This is a genomic window from Weissella sp. DD23, assembly GCF_001579105.1.
Classification (GTDB): Bacteria; Bacillota; Bacilli; order Lactobacillales; family Lactobacillaceae; genus Weissella; species Weissella cibaria.
In genome coordinates this window covers 185,238-188,999 of sequence record NZ_KQ970391.1, presented here as the reverse complement: position 1 = coordinate 188,999, position 3,762 = coordinate 185,238, and the positions used below count along the sequence as shown (strand labels likewise).

At 43.5% G+C, this 3,762-nt stretch carries 2 protein-coding genes and 1 pseudogene; all 3 read right to left on the bottom strand.

Annotated features, from left to right (window positions below; all coding sequences use genetic code 11):
* Positions 1-304: 304 nt before the first annotated feature.
* Complete coding sequence (locus WEIDD23_RS03515) at positions 305-823, bottom strand: DoxX family membrane protein (RefSeq protein WP_010372306.1); 519 nt, start codon at positions 821-823, stop codon at positions 305-307.
* Positions 824-1,091: 268 nt separating this feature from the next.
* Positions 1,092-2,207 (bottom strand): peptide chain release factor 2, encoded by a 1,116-nt coding sequence (gene prfB, locus WEIDD23_RS03510; RefSeq protein ID WP_029237461.1) that lies wholly within the window; start codon positions 2,205-2,207, stop codon positions 1,092-1,094.
* A 65-nt stretch (positions 2,208-2,272) separates the two neighbouring features.
* Positions 2,273-3,762: pseudogene (locus WEIDD23_RS14435) on the bottom strand (preprotein translocase subunit SecA); the annotation flags it as partial.

Here is a 3,762-nt window from a genome sequence, read left to right as displayed (position 1 = left end):
TATCTTGCCTGCCTTATATAGCTTCTTTCTCGTCCCATCTCGTTGAATCATTTTACCCACTCCTAATTTACTCAAAAGCTAGTTAGCCTTTAACGTGGCCACAATTACCAATTGTCACCCCAGCCAGCTTCGTAATAAAACCCACTTTAACTTCATTACTTATCGATAGTTTACTAAAAGTTCCATGCTGTACTCATTTTGTCCTAAAACTGAGTTAATTAACCTTGTTTTTACTTTTTGTGCATAAGCAAAAGAAAAAGCGACTAGAACCGAAATTCTAGTCGCTTATTTTTATCAGTAATTATTACTTGCTAATCTCAATGTCATTGTTCAAGAATGGCAACTTTGAACGCAAGAATGGCGTTACCCAGTGGTCCAAACCGATACGTGCTGAGTTGTAACCACCCATCAAGATGAACATTTCGATGAAGATGAACGTTGGGTTAACTGAGACAACACCGGCACCCAAGTATGAGAAGTTCATAATCATACCGAAGAAGGCAGCTGCCAAAGTCAACGTACCGAAGATCAATCCCAAACCAACAAACAATTCACCCCAAGCAACCGCAAATGAGAAGAAGCCAGTTGAGTGACCGTGGTTCGTAGCCAAGTTCAAGAACCAGTCATACCAAGGGAATGCCTTGTGACCTTCAGGGTTCGTAACTGGCTTTGCAAGCGCCATGTTAATCATACCTGCAGCGTTGAAGCCACCCTTAGCAGTAACCTTTTCAACACCGTCCATTACCCATTGTGTACCCAAGTAAACACGTGCAATCGTCAAAATCCACATTGCAACCTTGTTGTTACGCAACCATGAAATCATAATAATATCTCCTAAATAATCCTAAATAAAATATGTGAATCAATTAACATATATAACTATAATGTACTTACATAAATTTAGCAATAGAGTATTCACACTTTCTTCACACATGATGTTTCGTTCATGAAACAAAAAGCGACAAACACCTTTAAATAGGCATTTGTCGCTACTGAAAAATTGTGAATTAATGTACAGAAATGTATTGTTTAACACTTTCTTACAAACATTCCGATAAATCATTCATTGTGAAAAGAACACTTTGTTACTTTTAGTCAGGATTTTGCTCAGCAAGCTTCCAACGTAGGTAAGCATTAATGAACGGATCTAGATCACCATCCATTACGCCCTGTGGATTACCAGACTCATAATTAGTTCGGTGATCTTTTACCATTCGGTATGGTTGGAAGACATATGATCGAATTTGAGACCCCCAACCGTTTTCTAGTTGCTCACCGGCAATTGATGCACGTTCCTTTTCCTTCTTATCCATCTCAAGTTGGTAAAGCTTGGCACGAAGCATAGCGTAGGCTGTATCCTTGTTCTGAAATTGTGAACGTTGCTGCTGTGAGGCAACGACAATTCCAGTTGGGATGTGTGTCAAACGAACGGCTGATGATGTCTTGTTAATGTGCTGTCCACCCGCTCCAGATGCACGATAAACGTCCATCTTAACATCGGCTGGGTTAATATCGACGTCCACTGAATCATCCAATTCTGGCATCACGTCGATTGAAACAAAGGACGTGTGACGACGACCAGCTGAGTCAAACGGTGAGATACGAACAAATCGGTGCACTCCACGCTCTGAGCGCAAATAACCGTACGCATTATGCCCCGTAATCATCAAGGTCGCCGAATCAATGCCGGCCACATCGCCGGGGTGATAATCCATGATTTCAACCTTGAAACCATGGCGTTCCGCCCAACGGGTATACATTCGTTGCAGGTTAGCACCCCAGTCAGCGGATTCCGTTCCACCTGAACCCGGGTGAATTTCAAGAATCGCGTTGTTCTTGTCATAAGGTTCATTAAGCAACTGAGCCAATCGGTAAGATTCCAAGTCAGCGGCTAACTTTTCAAGATCGGCTTCCATCTCGGCTTGCATATCTTCATCCGGCATCTCAGCTAACAGTTCCAGGGCGGTTTCAACATTTTCTACGCCTGCCGTCAGATTCAAATAATCATCTCGGCGCCCCTTCAAAATGTTATTCGCGTCGATCACTTTTTGAGCAGCAACATTATCATTCCAAAAATCAGGTTGCGCCATGTCGTCTTCGTTCGCGGCAATTTCGTCATTCAAAGCATCCAAATCCAATGACTCACCAAATCGCGTAATTTCTTCGCCCATTTCAGCTAATGAACGACGTGCTTCTGAAAGCTCCATTATTTTCTCCTCTTTGATATGAAAAAGGAAAGCCAGCTACCCGACTTTCCCCGTTAAATTCGTGTTTAGGCACGCAAGTTTTGACGAATTTCTGACTTCATGAACAAACGCGTGGCGTCATATTCAATCCCAGCAATCATCTCTTCAAACATGCGGAATCCTTCGTTTTGATATTCAATCAATGGGTTCAACTGACCGTAACCACGCAATTGAATGGCATCACGCAATTGGTTCATGGCATCCATGTGGTCCGTCCATTGGGCATCCACGACACGCAAGATAACAACACGTGTGAATTGCAATAATTGCTCATCGTCAACCAAAGCATCACGCTTTTGATCGTAGACTTCCTTGGCACGGTTGTACAAATATGCCTTAATATCGTCTTGTGACTTGCCTTGCAAATCTGACACATCAATTGAATCATCCGGCACAATGACAGCCCCAGCAAAATCAACAATTGACTGCAAGTCCCATTCATCTTCCTTACCCAAGGCATGTCGCTCTACAACACGGTTAATCGTTCGCTCAACCATTGGCAAAATAACATTGCGCAATGATTCTTCTTCATCGATAACTTGGTTACGGTTGGCATAGAACGTGTTACGTTGTTGTGACATAACATCGTCATACTGCAAAACGTTCTTACGTGAGTCGTAGTTATTACCTTCGACACGCTTTTGGGCTGATTCAACTGAACGTGTAATCAAACGATTCTTGATAACGGCGTCTTCTTCAGCAAGGTTCATGCGTTCCATCAAGGTCTTAATACGCTCACCACCGAAACGAATCATCAAATCGTCTTCCAATGACAAGAAGAATTGTGAGTATCCCTTGTCACCTTGACGACCAGCACGTCCACGTAATTGATTATCAATACGACGTGATTCGTGTCGTTCAGTTCCGATAACAGCAAGGCCTCCCAAATCAGACACACCAGGGCCAAGCTTGATGTCAGTTCCACGACCGGCCATGTTGGTGGCAATCGTCACGGCACCACGTTGACCAGCGTTGGCAACGATTTCAGCTTCCTTGGCGTGGTTCTTCGCGTTCAAGACGTTGTGTGGGATTCCTTCACGGTCAAGCAATTGAGACAACAATTCTGACGTTTCAACTGCAACCGTACCAATCAAGATTGGTTGACCCTTCTCGTGCAGTTCCTTAACCAAGGCAACAACCGCGATAAACTTAGAACGCAAGTTAGGGTACAACAAGTCTGGTTCGTCGATACGTTGCACAGGTCGGTTCGTTGGGATTTCAACAATTTCCATGTTGTAAATCTCACGGAATTCTTCTGCTTCAGTCTTCGCCGTACCCGTCATACCAGACAACTTCTTGTAACGACGGAACAAGTTTTGGTACGTAATTGATGCCATTGCACGGTTATCTTCTTGAATTTGCACTTGTTCCTTGGCTTCCAAAGCTTGGTGCAAACCATCAGAGAAACGACGTCCTTCTTGAATACGACCAGAGAACGCATCAACCAGAACAACTTCACCATCGCGGACAACGTAGTCCTTGTTATTGAACATCGTGTAGTTGGCACGCAATGATT